Here is a 17,366-nt window from a genome sequence, read left to right on the forward strand (position 1 = left end):
CACACCACCGAAACCGCGGCATTCATACTTGTGATCGGCCCACCTAGTGGGTCCAGTCGTATGGATGGGTAGGGGAGCGTCGTGTGGCCAGCGAAGCGGCGGGGTAACCCAGTCGTGGAGGCCACACGAGTGAGAATGCAGGCATGAGTAGCGAATGAGGAGTGAGAAACTCCTCCACCGAATGACCAAGGGTTCCTGGGCCAGGTTAATCCGCCCAGGGTGAGTCGGGACCTAAGGCGAGGCCGACAGGCGTAGTCGATGGACAACGGGTTGATATTCCCGTACCCGCGAAAGAGCGCCCATGACGAGCCCGGTAATGCTAAGCGCCCGAACCAGCAAGTCCCTTCGGGGACAACGTTGGGGAGCGCGCGACCCGAACCGGTAGTAGTCAAGCGATGGGGTGACGCAGGAAGGTAGCTCCGCCAGTCAGTGGTAATACTGGTGTAAGGGTGTAGGTAGTTTCGGTAGGCAAATCCGCCGGAATGTTGATCTGAGACCCGATGCATAGCCGATTGAGGCGAAGTAGAGTGATCCTATGCTGTCGAGAAAAGCCTCTAGCGAGCTCTGAGCGGCCCGTACCCCAAACCGACACAGGTGGTCAGGTAGAGAATACCAAGGTGATCGAGCGAACTATGGTTAAGGAACTCGGCAAAATACCTCCGTAACTTCGGGAGAAGGAGGGCCGAGGTGTGTGAAGCCCCTTGCGGGCTAGCACGTTTCGGCCGCAGAGACCAGAGAGAAGCGACTGTTTACTAAAAACACAGGTCCATGCTAAGTCGCAAGACGACGTATATGGACTGACGCCTGCCCGGTGCTGGAAGGTTAAGAGGACCGGTTAGTTCCTTCGGGAGCGAAGCTGAGAATTTAAGCCCCAGTAAACGGCGGTGGTAACTATAACCATCCTAAGGTAGCGAAATTCCTTGTCGGGTAAGTTCCGACCTGCACGAATGGCGTAACGACTTCTCTACTGTCTCAACCATAGGCTCGGCGAAATTGCACTACGAGTAAAGATGCTCGTTACGCGCGGCAGGACGGAAAGACCCCGGGACCTTTACTATAGCTTGGTATTGTTGTTCGGTTCGACTTGTGTAGGATAGGTGGGAGACTTTGAAGCGGGCACGCCAGTGTCTGTGGAGTCAACGTTGAAATACCACTCTGGTCGTATTGGATACCTAACCTAGGTCCGTAATCCGGATCAGGGACAGTGCCTGGTGGGTAGTTTAACTGGGGCGGTTGCCTCCTAAAGAGTAACGGAGGCGCCCAAAGGTTCCCTCAGCCTGGTTGGCAATCAGGTTTCGAGTGTAAGTGCACAAGGGAGCTTGACTGCGAGATCGACGGATCGAGCAGGGACGAAAGTCGGGACTAGTGATCCGGCACCACCTTGTGGAAGGGGTGTCGCTCAACGGATAAAAGGTACCCCGGGGATAACAGGCTGATCTTGCCCAAGAGTCCATATCGACGGCATGGTTTGGCACCTCGATGTCGGCTCGTCGCATCCTGGGGCTGGAGTAGGTCCCAAGGGTTGGGCTGTTCGCCCATTAAAGCGGCACGCGAGCTGGGTTTAGAACGTCGTGAGACAGTTCGGTCCCTATCCGCCGCGCGCGCAGGAGTCTTGAGGAAGGCTGTCCCTAGTACGAGAGGACCGGGACGGACGAACCTCTGGTGTGCCAGTTGTTCCACCAGGAGCACGGCTGGTTGGCTACGTTCGGAAGGGATAACCGCTGAAAGCATCTAAGCGGGAAGCTCGTTCCAAGATGAGGACTCCCACCCTTTGTGGGGTAAGGCCCCCGGCTAGACCACCGGGTTGATAGGCCGGAAGTGGAAGCACGGCAACGTGTGCAGCTGACCGGTACTAATAGGCCGAGGACTTACCACAAAAATGCTACGCGTCCACTGTGCAGCTCTGGAGATACGGGTAACCGTGATCATCCAGCTTGCTGAGTATGATCATGACCTGAATTCCATAGAGTTACGGCGGTCATAGCGAAGGGGAAACGCCCGGTCCCATTCCGAACCCGGAAGCTAAGCCCTTCAGCGCCGATGGTACTGCACCGGCCACGGTGTGGGAGAGTAGGTCGCCGCCGGACATTCATTCCCAAAAGGGGGACCCATCAGGGTCCCCCTTTTGTGGTTTCCGGGCACGGTCGATTGTGGCCGGTGCGGTTGCCGGCCACTACTGTGGGCCAGGGGCAGAGCGGCCGGCCAGGCGGTCTCCCGCCGAGCCTGGATACCCTGATTCCGTACCACCGGCACGTACGTCCAGATCGGGCGACTGCCGTCAGATGCATAGAGGAGAGCTTCGTGAGCACCGACGGTGAGACCCCCAGGGACGGTGCCGGCGGCGGCGACCGCAGGAGGCGTGACGCCGGTGGCGGCGCACGCAACGCGCGCGGCGGCTCCGAAGGTGCTGGCGGCCGTAGCGATCGACCGGCCCGTGCGTCCGATAGTGGCCGTTCGAGCTCCGGCCGATCTCGGTACCAGGGGCAGGACTCTCGTCAGGGGGATGCGCGCGACGCGCGTGGCGGATACCGGGGCGGATCGGCCGGCGGAGCATCCACGGGCTCGCGCCCTACCGGCTCCGGGGACCGGCCGTATCGGCAGGGATCCGGAAGCGGCGGCGGGACTGGGCGTTCTCGGGACGACCGGCCCGAACGCGGCGATGACCGGCGAACGGGCGGCGACGATCGGCGCGGCGCCGCTCGCGGCGGCCGCGACGACCGTCCCTACCGGGATTCGGGACGAGACGACCGTCCGTACCGCGGTACGGGACGAGACGAGCGTCCGTACCGGAGTACGGGGCGCGACGAGCGTCCGTACCGGGACTCGGGACGAGACGAGCGTCCGTACCGGAGTACCGGACGTGACGACCGTCCGTACCGCGGAGCTTCCGGAGATTCGGCTCCCAGGCGTGACGACCGGCCCTATCGGAGTTCGGGGCCCGGCTCTCGAAGTGGTGGCGACCAGTACCGCGGCGGCGATCGTCCGGACCGCGGCGGCGATCGACGCGACGACCAACAGTTCCGAGCCGGGGCACCACGAGGGTCAGGGGCGCGCTCTGACGACCGCTCGTACCGAGGCGGTTCGGCCGGTCGCAACGACGAGCGAACCTGGCGCCCACGCGACGACAGATCGTCACGTGACGATCGGGCCGGAGGGTCTCGGGGACGGGACGACCGCCCACGCACCGACGACCGTGGCCGCACCGACGACCGTGGCCGCACCGACGACCGTGGCCGCACCGACGACCGTGGCCGCACCGACGACCGTGGCCGTCGGGATGACCGGGTTGGCCGGGACGATCGGGAGCGTCCGTTCGGTGACTCGCGGGGACGTCGGGACGATCGATCTACTCGTGGCGGTGGCCGCGATCTCCCGGACGCGCGGCCCAGACGCGACGACCGCCCCACCCGTGACGACCGCCCCACACGTGAGGACCGGCACGGGCAACGCCCGGAGCGGCCGAACCGATTCGGCGGCGACCTGAGTGCGGGGTTCGGCGAGCGGCCGGCTCGCCGCGAGTCCCCGGCAGCAGGCGGATCCTGGGCGCGCGACGATCGTCAGCCGCGGTCGGATCGCCCACAGAGCGGCAGCCGGTCGGACCGGGATCGGCGTGACGACCGCGGCCGCGCGTCCTACGGCGACCGCGATGGTCGGACGTCGTCCGGCGGCCGGCCTGCCTACCAGGATCGGGGCGACCGTCCCGCCTATCGCGATCGTCCCGATCGTCGGTCTGACGAACGTCCGCAGCGCCGGGAGCCCGACCGTGGCTCGCGGGTCCGCGAGGAGGATCGCGGTGAGACCTGGCCGCAGATCCCGGAATGGGTCGACATCGATGATCTGGCTCCCGACGTCAAACGGGATCTGCGAGGGCTGAGCAAAGAAGGCTCCGAATTCGTTGCCCGGCATCTGGTCGCTGCCGGCACGCTCGCCGACGAGGATCCCGAGCTCGCCTGGCGCCATGCCAGGGCGGCCCGGCAGAAGGGTGGGCGGATCGCCGTGGTCCGGGAGACGGTCGGGCTGGTTGCCTACCGGGCCGGTCAATGGGCCGAGGCGATCTCGGAGCTGCGCGCTGCCCGCCGGATGGGCGGCGGCCCCGGACACCTGGCGGTGATGGCCGATTGTGAGCGCGCTCTCGGTCACCCGGACAAGGCGATCGAACTCTCGCGGTCGGCCGAGGCGGCCGAGCTCGACGCCGATGGTGCCATCGAGATGACGGTGGTGGTGGCCGGAGCCAGGGCAGATCTCGGGCAGCTCGATGCCGCCATGGTGATGCTCGAGGAAGCCGGCGTCACCGACGGGGGCGCGGACGCCCGGCTGCTCTATGCCTACGCGGATCTGATGGCCGGCGCCGATCGCCGTGCGGACGCGTTGAACTGGTTCATGAAGGCGTACGACGCCGACACGGAGGACGACACCGACGCGGCCGACCGGATCACCGAACTGGCGGAGCGTGTTGCCGCAGGCGACGGCGGCACTGACGATGACACCGACGACGTTGACGACGCCGAGGACGTTGACGTTGACGTTGATGTTGAGGGTGATGACACCGCCGACGTTGACGGCGCCGAGGTCGACGCTGACGCAGAGGACGACGACGTCGAGGGTGATGACACCGCCGACGTTGACGGCGCCGGAGCCGAGGTCGACGACGTTGACGACGCCGAAGCCGAGGCCGAGGCCGAGGCCGAGGCCGAGGCAGGGGACGTCCAGGACGTTGATGACACAGACCCCGGCGCCGATGATGGCGCCGCCGACGGCGCTGATACCGGCGAAGGTCAGGACGAGGACGGACCGGAACGGTGATGAGGCCGCTGGCCGAGACCTACGACGCAGCGCTGCTCGATCTGGACGGGACGGTCTACCTGGGCGGCACCGTCATCCCGTTCGTTCCGGAGGCGTTGGCCGCGGCCAGAGCCATGGGAATGGCGACGATGTTCGTCACCAACAATGCCTCGCGTCCGCCCGCGGTGGTCGCGAAGAGCTTGTCGGACATGGGGATCCAGGCGTCCGACGATGACGTCCTCACCTCCCCGCACGTCGCCGCCGAGATGTTGGCCGCCAGTCATCCGGCGGGCGCCAGGGTGCTGGTGGTCGGCGCCCCGTACCTGCATGAGGCGATCGCCGAGGTCGGCCTGATCCCGGTCGAGGAGGCCGCCGACGAACCGGTGGCCGTCGTTCAGGGTCATTCGCCGGACACCGGGTGGCGTCAGCTGGCGGAGGCCTGCATCGCGCTGCGGGCCGGTGTCGACTGGGTAGCCTGCAACTCCGACTCGACGCTGCCGACCGACCGAGGTCTGCTGCCCGGCAACGGCGCGATGGTGGCGGCGCTGGTCGCCGCCACCGGCCGCCGGCCGCGGGTGGCCGGCAAACCGGCGCGTCCGTTACTGGACAGTGCCATCGAACGGGCCGGGTCGAAGCGTCCGCTGGTGGTCGGCGACCGGCTGGACACCGATATCGAAGCCGCCGGCGTGGCCGGTCTGCCGGCCCTGATGCCGCTCACCGGGGTCAACAGCGCCAGCGATCTGCTGCTCGCGCCCGCCCACCGGCGTCCGACGCACGTCTGTCTCGATCTGCGCGGGCTGACGGATCCGGCCCGGGTGGTCGCGCTGCCGGATCCCCGTTCGACCGATGCACCGGCTCCAGGGACCGAGCCGGCCGGCTGGCAGGTGACCCGCGACGACGACCTGTTGACGCTGTCGAGCACGGGTGAGGCAAACACCGGCGACACGGCGGTGCTCGGCGCGCTGGCGGCGCTGCTGGCCGCCGCCTGGAGCCGACCGGGAGCGGGGGAGCCGATCCGGGTCGGCGCCGCCGACGCCGCCGCCGGGAAGGCGTTGGACCGACTCGACATCAGCCGCGCTGACGCCCAGGCAACCGCGGGCTGATCGGCCCCTGCACTACCGTGAGAACAGCCGGAACGGCCCGTTAGGAGACGCGAGTGGATCCACGTCCGCACACCACCGACCCGTTGGCCGCCGTCGACGCGGACATCGACGCGCTGGACTCGGTCCCGGAGCCGGAGCAGCCGGCGATCTACGGCCGCATCCACGCCGGGCTGGCCGCCGCCCTCGCCGGCACCCAACCGGACAAGGGTCCGGCACCGGTCGACGCCCGGACCGGCGACCGTCCGGGTCGCTGAGGTGCGTCGTGCCCGGCTGGACGCCGAACTCGTGCGGCGCGGGTTGGCCCGCTCCCGTGAGCACGCCGCCGAACTCATCGCGGCGGGCCGGGTGACGGCGTCCGGACGCACCGCGACCAAGCCCGCCACCGCGGTCGATCCGGGTGCGCCGTTGCTCGTCACCGCGGACGAGACCGACGAGAACTGGGCCTCCCGTGGTGCCCACAAGCTGATCGGCGCGTTGGATGCGTTCGCCGACGTCGAGGTCGACGGCGCCAGATGCCTGGACGCCGGGGCCTCGACGGGTGGCTTCACCGATGTGCTGCTGCGCAGGGGCGCGCGCGAGGTAGTGGCGGTCGACGTCGGCTACGGACAACTGATCTGGCGGCTGCAGAACGATCAGCGGGTCCAGGTATTCGATCGGACGAACGTCCGCCGGCTGACGCCCGACGACATCGGTGGGCGGGTCGGCCTGACCGTCTCCGATCTGTCCTTCATCTCGCTGACGGTGGTGCTGCCCGCCCTCATCGCCTGCACCGAGCCGGCCGGCGACCTGGTGCTGATGGTGAAGCCGCAGTTCGAGGTCGGCAAGGAACGGCTCGGAGCCGGCGGTGTCGTCCGCTCGCCGGAGCTGCGCGCCGACGCGGTGTCCACCGTGGTGGCCGCCGCCGCCGGGCTCGGCCGCGGGCTGGCCGGGGTGCAGGCATCACCGCTGCCCGGACCGAGTGGCAACGTCGAGTACTTCGTCCACCTGCGCGCCGATGCCCCGACCGACGCGGACGCGGCTCAGCGCATCGAACAGGCCGTCGCGGAAGGGCCGCAATGACTTCAACCATTCCCCCGACCGTCGGTCGGGAGCAGGCGGAGCGTCGGGTGCTGCTGGTCGCGCACACCGGTCGGGCCGACATCCGCGAGGTCGTCACCGAAGCCGCCGACCGACTCGCGGAGGCCGGCGTGACCCTGGTCGCGCTGCCCGACGAAGGGCCGGATCTCGGCCTGGCCGTCAGCGACGACCGGCCGGTGGAGCTGGTGCTGGCGCTGGGCGGCGACGGCACCCTGCTTCGCGCCGCGGAGCAGGCCCGGCCGCTGCGCGCCGGCGTGCTGGGGGTCAATCTCGGCCGGGTGGGTTTCCTGGCCGAGGTGGACGCCGACCACATCGACGCGGTGCTGGACGCCATCGTCGCCCGCAGCTACCGACTCGTCGACCGGATGACGGTCGACGTCGCCGTCGAAGTCGCCGGCGAGATCGTCTACACCTGCTGGGCGCTGAACGAGATCAGCGTGGAGAAGTCCAGCCGGGAAAGGATTCTCGACGTGGTCGTCGAGGTCGACGGGCACGGGCTGTCCGCCTACGGCTGTGACGGGGTGCTGATCAGCACGCCGACCGGATCGACGGCGTACGCGTTCTCGGCGGGCGGTCCGATCGTCTGGCCCGCGGTCGAGGCACTGCTGGTGGCGCCGCTCAACGCGCATGCGTTGTTCGCCCGCGCGGCCGTGGTCGGGCCCGATTCGACGGTCACCGTGCACCTGGACCCGGATGGACACGACGGCACGGTGGCCTGCGACGGCCGCCGGTCGTTCGACGCGCCGCCGGGCAGCCGGGTGCACGTCCGCCGCGGCGTCACCCCGGTGGCGCTGGCCCGGATCGGCGACGAACAGTTCACCGACCGGCTGGTCCGCAAGTTCGCCCTCCCGGTGCACGGCTGGCGCGACCAACGGCACTAGCGTTGCGGCAATGCTCAGCGAATTGCGGATCTCCGGCCTCGGAGTGATCTCCGACGCCGTGATCGAGCCGCACCCCGGCCTCACCGTGGTGACCGGCGAGACCGGCGCCGGCAAGACGATGGTGGTGACCGCCCTCGGCCTGGCCGGCGGTGGCCGCGGTGATGCGGCCAGGGTGCGGGCCGGAGCCGAGAAGGCCGCCGTCGAGGCCAGGTGGCACGTTCCCGCGGGAACGCCGACCGGCGACACGCTGGCGGCGGCGGTCGGCGCGGCCGGTGGTGCCCTCGACGACGACGGCTCGGTGATCTGCGTGCGGACGGTGTCCGCGGAAGGCCGGTCGCGGGCGCACATCGGCGGCCGGACGGCCCCGTTGGCGGCACTGGCCGAGCTGACCGAGCCGCTGCTGGCGGTCCATGGGCAATCGGAAGCGATCTCGCTGCTGCAGCCCGCCGCCCAACGACAGGTGCTCGACCGCTACGCCGGTCTGGCCGACCTGGTGGCCGGCTACCGCGACGCCCGCGCCGGCTGGCAGGCCGCGGCCGCGGAGTTGGCGGACCGGACCGGGCGGGCCCGGGAACTCGCCCAGCGCGAACAACTATTGCGGATGGGCCTGGCCGAGATCGACCAGGTCGCCCCGCTGCCGGGGGAGGACGCCGAGCTCAACGCGACGGTCCGCCGGCTGGAGAACGTTGATGCGCTGCGCAGCGCAGCCGCCGCATCGTTGGAGGCACTGTCCGGCAGCGACGTGACCTCGGACGCCGCGAACGCGGTCGGCCTGGTCGGCGCCGCCGAGCACCTGCTGGCCGGCAGCGACGACCCGCGGCTGACGAACTGGGCGCCGGCCCTGCACCAGGCCATGTCCGTGCTCACCGAGGTCGGCGCCGAGCTCTCGTCATACCTGGACGAACTGGACGACGACCCGGCCGCGCTGGAGCAGACGCTGTCCCGGCAGGCGGTGCTGCGTGCGCTGTCGCGCCGGTACGGCGCCGACACCGACGCAGTGCTGGCCTGGGCGGCCGATGCCCGCCGGGAGCTGGCATCGCTTGACTCCTCGGACGAGGCACTGGCGGCGCTCGCCGAGCGGGTCACCGAGCTCGGCGCGCGGACGGCGAAACTGGCCGTCGAGCTGTCCCGGCGGCGTACCGAGGCGGCCGGCCGGCTCGGCGAGGCCGCCACCGCTGAACTCGCGCACCTGGCGATGGGCCGGGCGAAGGTGCGGGTCGCCGTCAGCCATCGGTTGGTAGCGGACGGCACCGCCGATGACGGCGGCCGGGCGGCCGAAACCCTGGTGATCGGCCGCGGTGAGAAGACCGAACGGGTGCACGCCGGTCCCGACGGCATCGACCAGGTCGAGATCGTCATGACGGCGCATCGGGGGGCGCCGGAACTGCCGATCGCCAAGGGCGCGTCCGGCGGCGAGCTGTCCCGGGTGATGCTCGCTCTCGAGGTGGTACTGGCCGGTGCCGACACCGTTGGCACGTTGGTGTTCGACGAGGTGGACGCCGGGGTCGGCGGCCGGGCGGCCACCGAGATCGGCCGCCGGTTGGCCATGCTCGCGCGGAGCCATCAGGTGATCGTGGTGACGCACCTGGCTCAGGTCGCGGCGTTCGCCGACCGGCACGTGGTGGTTGATGCCGGCCAGGACGGCAGCGTGGGCACGTCGTCCGTCACCGTCGTCGACGGTCGCCACCGGCTGGCCGAGCTGGCCAGGATGCTCGGCGGCACCGACACCGACACCGCGCTGGCGCATGCGAAGGACCTGCTCGCCGCGGCCGGCTGACCCCACTGCCGCCGCCGGGCGACCCGGTGGCCGGCCCATTGGCCGGGTCGTCACCGTGCGCGACCGCCTAATTCACCGGGTCGGATGCGTCGCGCCTCCACCGTTCGGCAGGCGTTTCTGCCACCATGCCACATATGAAACTCTTGTCACGCCAGCCTCACGCTCTACCAGGAGTCACAGGCGTCGCACGGGTTGCTCGTCGTAGCGACTCGTTGATCGGCCGTGTCGGCAACGGCGACATCGTGATCTTCGACCACACCGACATCGACCGGGCGACCGCGGATGCACTGGTCAAGGCCGGCGTCACCGCCGTGGTCAACGCCGCCGAGTCGATCTCCGGCCGGTACCCGAACCTGGGCCCGGAGATCCTGGTGGCCGCCGGCATCCCGCTGATCGACCAGGCCGGCGACAAGGTGTTCATCCGGCTCAAGGACGGCGCCCGGATCAGGATCGACGGCGGCACCATCTACGTCGGTGAGGAAGAGATCGCCAGCGGGATCGAGCTGACCCCGGAGTCGGTCGCCGACCTGATGATCGAGGCGAAGTCCGGGATGTCCGCCCAGCTCGAGGCGTTCGCGGCGAACGCCATCGAGTACATGAAGCGGGAACGGACCCTGCTGCTGGACGGCGTCGGCATCCCGAACCTGGCGACGGAGATCAGCGGCAAGCACGTGCTGATCGTGGCCGGCACCGCGGATGCGGCCGCCGAACTCAAGTCGTTGAAGAAGTACATCCGCGACTACCGACCGGTGCTGTTCGGGGTCGACGGCGGCGCCGATGCGCTGATGGAGGCCGGGTACGCCCCGGACGTGATCGTCGGTAACCCCGACCGGATCGAGGACGAGACCCTGCGCAGCAGGGGCGAGGTCGTCATCCCCGCGGACACCGACGGGCACGCGCCCGGGCTGGAACGGCTGCAGGATCTGGGCATCGGGGCGGTCACCTTCCCGGCATCGGGCACCCCGGAGGATCTGGCCCTGCTGCTCGCCGATGAGCACGAGGCCGGCCTGATGGTGACGGTCGGCATGCACGCGTCGCTGGCCGAGCTGCTGGACCGCGGCCGCGGCTCGACGGCCTCCAGCTTCCTGGTCCGCTTGCGGGTCGCCGACAAGGTGGTCGAGGCGTCCGCGGTGAGCAAGCTGTACCGGCCGAAGGTCTCCTGGTGGGCGGTGCTGTTCCTGGTGCTCGCCGCCGTCGTCGCGATGGCCGTGGCCGTGTACTACTCCGACGTCTCCGGGACCTACGCCGATCTGGCGAGGGCCCGTTGGAACGAATTCGCCGACTGGGTCAAGGGGCTGTTCTAGATGATCTCCATGCGTTCCCACATCGTCTCGATCGCGGCGGTGTTTCTCGCGCTCGCCCTCGGCATCGTGCTCGGCGCCACCAAGGTGCAGTCGCCGATCCTGGTCGGGCAGCAGAGCAATCTGACCCAGATCACCGATCAGCGCGATCAGCTGCAGCAACAGACCGACGATCTGACCAAGCAGGTGACGGCTGGCGAGAAGTTCGCCGACGACATCGCGCCGCTGGCGGTCCGCGGCACGCTGCCGAAGGCGTCCGTGGTGCTGATCAGCACGGTCGATGCCGATCCGGGCGACCGGGACGCGATCCTCGGTCTGTTGTCCCGGTCCGGCGCCACCGTCACCTCGCAGATCCAACTCACCACGGACTTCACCGACCCGAACCGGTCGGCCGACCTGCAGGCGTTGCTGGCCAAGTCGCTGCCGTCCGGCGCGACCATCCCGGAGGTCGCGTCCTCCGGCACGATGGCCGGCGCGGTGCTCGGGTCGGTGCTGCTCACCGACAAGAACGGCAAGGCAACCGCCAAGGCTGACGAGGCGACGGCGGCGCTGTCGGCGCTGTCCACCGGCGGCTTCATCACCGCGTCCGGCACCCAGAGCCCCGGGCGGCTGGTGCTGGTGCTGACCGGCGGCGCGGCCACCGGCGGTTCGGAGGCCGACCGGGCGACCGTCGTCGCCGACATGGCCACCCAGCTGAAGCAGGCGGCCGGCGGCGTGGTGGTGGTCGGGCGCAGCGGATCCGACGGCGCGACCGGCGCGGTCGGCGCGGTCCGCAGCGACGCTTCCCGCAGTGGCGCGGTGAGCACCGTCGATGACGCCCAGGCCTCCACCGGCCGACTGGCCGCGGTGCTCGGCCTGGTCGAGCAGAACGGCGGTGGCGTCGGCCAGTACGGCGTCGGCGACGGGGCGCAGGCGCCGATTCCGGCGCTCGCCGTCAACTGACGCACTCCGCAGATCCGAGGAACGGGGCGCCCGATCGGGCGTCCCGTTCGTCGTCCGGGGGCAAGCCCGGCCGGCGGGTGTGCTCCGGCACGCCGAGGTTCCAGCGGTGGCCGGGAACGGCCCCGGTGGGTTAGAGTGAAATCCCGTGGATGTAGCGGTGCTCGACACCGCGATTTCACCGATCCGCACAGCTCGTTCGGGCCAACCACGGGAGTTGCCTTGCCGCAATCGGCGCATGTCACCAAGCACATCTTCGTCACCGGCGGCGTCGCCTCGTCGCTGGGTAAGGGGCTCACCGCCTCCAGTCTCGGCCGCCTGCTCACCTCGCGCGGACTGCGGGTGACGATGCAGAAACTCGATCCGTACATCAACGTCGATCCGGGCACGATGAACCCGTTCCAGCACGGCGAGGTGTTCGTCACCGAGGACGGCGCCGAGACCGACCTGGACATCGGGCACTACGAGCGGTTCCTGGACCGTGAGCTGTCCGAGCACGCCAACGTCACCACCGGCAAGGTCTACTCCAGGGTGATCGCCAGGGAACGGCGCGGTGAGTACCTCGGCGACACGGTCCAGGTGATCCCGCACATCACCAACGAGATCAAGGAACGCATCCGCTCGATGGCGGTGCCCGGCAAGGGCGAGACCGCGCCGGACGTGGTGATCACCGAGATCGGCGGTACCGTCGGCGATATCGAGTCGCTGCCGTTCCTGGAGGCGGCCAGGCAGGTCCGGCACGACCTCGGCCGGGACAACGTGTTCTTCCTGCACGTCTCGCTGATCCCGTACCTGGCGCCCTCCGGCGAGCTGAAGACCAAGCCGACCCAGCACAGCGTGGCGGCGCTGCGCAACATCGGCATCCAGCCGGATGCGCTGGTCTGCCGCAGCGACCGGGAGATCCCGGAGGCGCTGAAGGCGAAGATCTCGTTGATGTGCGACGTCGACGCGGAGGCGGTCACCGCCTGCCCGGACGCCCCGTCCATCTACGACATCCCGAAGGTGTTGCACGCCGAAGGCCTCGACGCCTACGTGGTGCGTCGGCTGGGGCTCAGCTTCCACGACGTCGACTGGACCCAGTGGGGCGACCTGCTGACCCGGGTCCACGAGCCGGTCGAGACCGTGCGGATCGCGTTGGTGGGCAAGTACATCGACCTGCCGGACGCCTACCTGTCGGTGACCGAGGCGATCCGGGCCGGCGGCTTCGCGCACCGGGCCAAGGTGGAGATCGTTTGGGTGCCGTCCGACGACTGCGCGACGCCGTCCGGTGCGGCCGCAGCGCTCGGGGACGTCCAGGGCGTGCTGATCCCCGGCGGGTTCGGGGTGCGCGGGATCGAGGGCAAGGTCGGGGCGATCAGCTACGCGCGGATCAACCGGATCCCGGTCCTCGGGCTGTGCCTCGGACTGCAGTGCATCGTGATCGAGGCCGCCCGCAACCTGGCCGGCCTCGGCGGGGCGAACTCGGCCGAGTTCGATGCCAATGCGGCCGACCCGGTGGTGGCCACCATGGCCGACCAGGCCGACGTGGTGGCCGGTGAGAAGGACATGGGCGGCACCATGCGGCTCGGTGCCTATCCGGCGAGGCTGACGCCCGGGTCGCTGGTCGCCGAGATCTACGGCGCCACCGAGGTCTCTGAGCGGCACCGGCACCGCTACGAGGTCAATAACGCCTACCGCGACCAGTTGGAGAAGGCCGGCCTGCAGCTGTCCGGCACCTCACCGGACGGATCGCTGGTGGAGTTCGTCGAGTTGGACCGCGAGCAGCACCCGTTCCTGGTCGCCACCCAGGCGCATCCGGAGTTCAAGTCCCGGCCGACCCGGCCGCATCCGCTGTTCGCCGCCTTCGTCCGGGCATCGCTGGACTACCTGGAGTCCGAACGGCTGCCGATGGACCCCGTTGGCGACTCGGCCGCCGAGCCGGCCGGGGTGGCCGATCGCCGGGCCGTCGTCACCGCCGAACGCTGATGACGGACTTCGAGACCCGTTCCAGTGAGCGGGTTTTCGACGGCGTGGTGGCCAGCGTCCGGATCGATCGGGTCGAGATGCCCGGTGGTGGCGTGGCCAGTCGCGAGGTCGTTGAACACGACAGGGCTGCGGCGGTGGTGGCGCTGGACGATGCCGGGCAGGTGGTGCTCATCGAGCAGTACCGGCACCCGCTGGGGCATCGGCTGTGGGAGCTGCCGGCCGGCCTGATGGACATCGACGGTGAGGACGCGTTCGCGACGGCGAAGCGCGAGCTGGCCGAGGAGACCGGGCTGACGGCGACCGACTGGGAGGTACTGGTCGACGTTGCGGTCTCGCCGGGGTTCACCACCGAGGCGGTCCGGGTGTTCCTGGCCCGCGGGCTGGCCGACGTCGGCCGGCAGGGCGAGATCGCCCACGAGGAAGCGGATCTGCGCGTTGTCCGGGTGCCGTTGGCCGAAGCGGTCGACGCGGTGCTGGCCGGCCGGATCGTCAACGCCTCGGCGGTCGCCGGGCTGCTGGCGGCCGACCTGCTGGTCCGGACCGGCGGCACCGGAAGGCCGGCCGACGATCCGTGGACGGCCGGACCGGCCGTCGTCAGCCCCGATGCGCCGGACCTGACCCCGGACCCGCACTGGTGAACGACGCGGTGACGGGTGGGCCCGGGGCCGATGCCCCGGCCCATGCCGAGCCATCGTCCGAGCTGCAACGATCGTTGCGCGGCTATCTCGATCACCTTGCGGTGGAGCGCGGCGTGGCCCGCAACACCCTGCTGTCCTACCGCCGTGACCTGACCAGGTACCTCACCGCGCTGGCCGACGCCGGAGTGACGGATATCGGTGGCGTCGAACCGCGGCACGTCGCCGAGCATCTGGCGGTGCTGCGTGAGGGCACCGCCGAGCATCCGCCGCTGGCGGCGTCGTCCGCGGCCAGAGCAGTGGTGGCGATCCGCGGCTGGCACCGGTTCCTGGTGGCCGAGGGCGCCGTCACCGTCGATGCCTCGGCCGATGTGCACCCGCCGACGCCGGCCAAGCGATTGCCGAAGGCGCTGGACGTGGCGACCATCGCCCGGCTGCTCGAATCGGTCGGCACCGACGACGCGCGGGGGCTGCGGGACCGGGCGCTGCTGGAGTTGTTGTACGCCACCGGTGCCCGGATCTCCGAGGCCGTCGGGCTGGATGTGGACGACATCGACCCGGCGGCGGGTGTTGTCCGGTTGTTCGGCAAGGGGTCCAAGGAGCGGATCGTGCCGGTCGGCTCCTACGCCGCCGATGCGGTGCAGGCGTACCTGGTGCGGGGGAGACCCGCGTTGGTGACTGCCGGCCGCGGGTCGTCGGCGTTGTTGCTCAACGTCCGCGGATCCCGGTTGTCCCGGCAGTCCGCCTGGCAGGTGCTGCACGACGTCGCCGAACGGATCGGCCTGGCGGACAACGTGTCTCCGCACACCCTGCGGCACTCCTTCGCCACCCACCTACTGGAGGGCGGCGCCGATGTCCGCACGGTTCAGGAACTACTGGGTCACGCTTCAGTGACGACGACGCAGATCTACACCCTGGTGACCGTCGACACCCTGCGCGAGGTCTACGCCACCTCACATCCCCGCGCCCGTTGACGCTTATCATCTTCGCTTGCGCTCTCGAAGTGGGCCCGTTTGGGACGGGTGTGACGGAATTCGTCGATTTGGCAAGCGGCGGAGATGTTGATAAGCGCCGTGCCGGGTTACTCGACGGTGACGGACTTCGCCAGGTTGCGGGGGCGGTCGATGTCGTGGCCCAGCTCGAGTGCCGCATGGTAGGCCAGCAGCTGGGTGGGGATGGTCAGCAGGATCGGGTCCAGCTCGGGTTCGTTCTTCGGCACGTCGATCCGCTCGGCGTCCAGATTGCCGAGGTCGACGCCGGCATGGGTGATGACGACCAGGGGCCCGCGGCGGGCGGTGATCTCGTGGGCCGCACCGATGTTGCGCTGCAGCAGTTCGTCGTCCGGGATCACCGCGACGGTCGGCAACGTCTCACTGATCAGCGCCAGCGGGCCGTGCTTGAGTTCGCTGGTCTGGTACGCCTCGGCGTGCCGGTAGGAGATCTCTTTGAACTTCTGCGCGCCCTCGCGGGCGACGGGGAAGCCGTGCACCCGGCCGACGAAGAACAGGCTCTCGGCGCCGGCCAGTCCCTTGGCGACGGTGGTGATGTGCGGTTCGCTGTCGATGATCTCGCTGATCTGGTCCGGAATCCGCTTGAGCCCGTTGATGATCCGCAGTCCGTCGGTGAACGACAGGTCCCGGACCCGGCCCAGTGCCAGGGCCAGCAGTGCGAAGCCGAGCGACATGTGCGTCAGCGCCTTGGTCGATGCCACCGAGATCTCCGGGCCGGCGTGCAGGTAGATCCCGCCGTCGCACTGCCGGGCGATCGACGAGCCGACCACATTGACCAGGCCGACCACCCGGCCGCCCTTGCGCTGGATCTCCCGCACGGCGAACAGCGTGTCCGCGGTCTCGCCGGACTGGCTGACGGCTACGTACAGCGTGTCTGGCTCGATGATCGGGTTGCGGTAGCGGAATTCGGAGGCCGCCTCGGCGTCGGCCGGCACCCTGGCCAGCTGCTCGATCAGGGCGGCCCCGAGTTGACCGGAATAGAACGCGGAACCGCAGCCGAGCACCTTGACCCGGCGGATTCCGCGCAGCTCACGGGGATCGAGTTGCAGGCCGTCCAGCCGGGCGGTGGCGAACCGTTCGTCCAGCCGTCCGCGGAGCATTCGTTCCACCGACGACGGCTGCTCGAGGATCTCCTTGTACATGTAGTGCGAGTGGCCGGCGAGTTGCAGTTCCTCGGCGGTCATCTCGATCTGTTCCGGGGTTTTCCCGGTCTCGATGCTGTCGGCGGTGAAGGTCTTGAAACCGTCGCGGGTGACGGTGGCGAACTCGCCGTCGTCCAGATGCACCACCTGGCTGGTGTGCCGGACCAGGGCGGCGACGTCGCTGCCGATGAACATCTCCCTCTCGCCGATGCCCAGCACCAGCGGGGAACCGTTGCGGGCCACCACGACCCGGTCCGGGTGATCGGCGCTGAGCACGGCGATCGCGTAGGTCCCGGTGACGTGGCTCAATGCCTCGATCACCTTGTCCTCCAACGTCTTCGCCGGTGATCGCGCGATCAGATGGGCCAGCACCTCGGTGTCGGTGTCCGAACTGAGCGTCACCCCGGCGGTGGTCAGCGACTCGCGCAGGGCGGCGGCGTTGTCCAGGATCCCGTTGTGCACCACCTGGATCCGCCCGTCCTGGCTGGCCTGCGGGTGCGCGTTCGGCTCGGTCGCCGGGCCGTGGGTGGCCCATCGGGTGTGGCCGATCCCGACCTTGCCGCCGAGCCGCTTGGGCAGGGCGGCCTGCAGGTCGCGCACCCGGCCGACGGTCCGGACTACCTTGACGCCGGAAGGGGAGAGCACCGCGATGCCGGCCGAGTCGTAGCCGCGGTACTCCAACTGGGAGAGCCCCTCGACCAGGATCCCGGCGGCCTGCTGGTCACCGAGATAGCCGACGATTCCGCACATGTGT

Annotated in this window: 12 protein-coding genes and 2 rRNA genes (1 of these 14 only partly in view); 13 read left to right on the plus strand and 1 reads right to left on the minus strand. The window is 69.4% G+C overall.

The window, feature by feature from the left end:
• The 13 genes from K340_RS0121860 to xerD all read left to right on the plus strand — a co-directional run.
• Positions 1-1,876, plus strand: a 23S ribosomal RNA gene (locus K340_RS0121860); it begins 1,234 nt to the left of the window's first position.
• A 94-nt stretch (positions 1,877-1,970) separates the two neighbouring features.
• A 5S ribosomal RNA gene (gene rrf, locus K340_RS0121870) occupies positions 1,971-2,087 on the plus strand.
• A 1,909-nt stretch (positions 2,088-3,996) separates the two neighbouring features.
• The gene (locus K340_RS32355) at positions 3,997-4,803 is read left to right on the plus strand and encodes a tetratricopeptide repeat protein (protein ID WP_051267185.1); all 807 of its coding nucleotides are present in this window, start codon (positions 3,997-3,999) and stop codon (positions 4,801-4,803) included.
• Positions 4,803-5,885: an HAD-IIA family hydrolase gene (locus K340_RS0121880; RefSeq protein WP_029138258.1), complete on the plus strand. Its 1,083-nt coding sequence runs from the start codon at positions 4,803-4,805 to the stop codon at positions 5,883-5,885. The genes K340_RS32355 and K340_RS0121880 overlap by 1 nt, the downstream gene beginning before the upstream one ends.
• Positions 5,886-5,938: 53 nt before the next feature.
• Positions 5,939-6,139, plus strand: a complete 201-nt coding sequence (locus tag K340_RS0121885; RefSeq protein ID WP_029138259.1) for a hypothetical protein — start codon at positions 5,939-5,941, stop codon at positions 6,137-6,139.
• A gap of 1 nt (position 6,140) precedes the next feature.
• Positions 6,141-6,944, plus strand: coding sequence for a TlyA family RNA methyltransferase (locus tag K340_RS0121890; protein ID WP_029138260.1), 804 nt, complete (start codon positions 6,141-6,143; stop codon positions 6,942-6,944).
• Positions 6,941-7,843: an NAD kinase gene (locus tag K340_RS0121895; protein ID WP_051267187.1), complete on the plus strand. Its 903-nt coding sequence runs from the start codon at positions 6,941-6,943 to the stop codon at positions 7,841-7,843. Before K340_RS0121890 ends, K340_RS0121895 begins: the two co-directional genes overlap by 4 nt.
• 10 nt (positions 7,844-7,853) lie before the next feature.
• A complete protein-coding gene (gene recN / locus K340_RS32360; RefSeq protein ID WP_051267189.1) occupies positions 7,854-9,620 on the plus strand; it encodes a DNA repair protein RecN in 1,767 nt (588 codons plus the stop codon).
• 134 nt (positions 9,621-9,754) lie between these two features.
• The gene (steA, locus tag K340_RS0121905) at positions 9,755-10,924 is read left to right on the plus strand and encodes a putative cytokinetic ring protein SteA (RefSeq protein WP_154674423.1); all 1,170 of its coding nucleotides are present in this window, start codon (positions 9,755-9,757) and stop codon (positions 10,922-10,924) included.
• Complete coding sequence (locus K340_RS0121910; RefSeq protein ID WP_029138263.1) at positions 10,925-11,863, plus strand: copper transporter; 939 nt, start codon at positions 10,925-10,927, stop codon at positions 11,861-11,863.
• 219 nt (positions 11,864-12,082) lie between these two features.
• Positions 12,083-13,825, plus strand: coding sequence for a CTP synthase (locus K340_RS32365; protein WP_051267191.1), 1,743 nt, complete (start codon positions 12,083-12,085; stop codon positions 13,823-13,825).
• Positions 13,825-14,463: an NUDIX domain-containing protein gene (locus tag K340_RS32370; protein ID WP_051267193.1), complete on the plus strand. Its 639-nt coding sequence runs from the start codon at positions 13,825-13,827 to the stop codon at positions 14,461-14,463. The genes K340_RS32365 and K340_RS32370 overlap by 1 nt, the downstream gene beginning before the upstream one ends.
• Positions 14,460-15,434 (plus strand): site-specific tyrosine recombinase XerD, encoded by a 975-nt coding sequence (xerD, locus tag K340_RS0121925; RefSeq protein ID WP_281170751.1) that lies wholly within the window; start codon positions 14,460-14,462, stop codon positions 15,432-15,434. Before K340_RS32370 ends, xerD begins: the two co-directional genes overlap by 4 nt.
• Before the next feature lie 107 nt (positions 15,435-15,541).
• Here xerD and glmS read toward each other — a convergent pair whose 3' ends face one another.
• Positions 15,542-17,362 (minus strand): glutamine--fructose-6-phosphate transaminase (isomerizing), encoded by a 1,821-nt coding sequence (gene glmS, locus K340_RS0121930; RefSeq protein WP_029138265.1) that lies wholly within the window; start codon positions 17,360-17,362, stop codon positions 15,542-15,544.
• Positions 17,363-17,366 lie beyond the last annotated feature (4 nt).

The sequence above is a fragment of the Nakamurella lactea DSM 19367 genome (genome assembly GCF_000426645.1).
Lineage (GTDB): Bacteria > Actinomycetota > Actinomycetes > Mycobacteriales > Nakamurellaceae > Nakamurella > Nakamurella lactea.